Consider the following 257-nt stretch of genomic DNA (forward strand, 5'->3'; position numbering starts at 1 on the left):
TCATGGTGGCCGGGCGCGCGATGCCCGCGCTGGTGGTCGCCATCCTGCTGATGTCGGAATTCATCGGCGCGAAATCGACGGTCGGGACCTCGCAGGAAGCGTTCTCGGCCGGCATCGCCGCGTCGTGGTCGGTGCTGGCGGCGGCCATCGGCTTTCTGTTGTTCGGCCTGTTCATGGCCAAGCGCCTGTATGCGTCCGGCGAGTTCACGATCTCCGGCTTCATCGCGCAACGCTATGGCCACGGCGCGAAGCTCGCC

The 257-nt window shown here is 66.9% G+C and carries 1 protein-coding gene; it reads left to right on the forward strand.

Annotation, left to right across the window (positions count from 1 at the left end; translation table 11 throughout):
- Positions 1-257, forward strand: a 257-nt coding sequence (locus SB816_RS33150; protein ID WP_410548396.1) for a sodium:solute symporter family transporter, incomplete at both ends; no start/stop codon positions are given.

Source organism: Achromobacter sp. SIMBA_011, assembly GCF_046535435.1.
Lineage (GTDB): Bacteria > Pseudomonadota > Gammaproteobacteria > Burkholderiales > Burkholderiaceae_B > Achromobacter > Achromobacter dolens.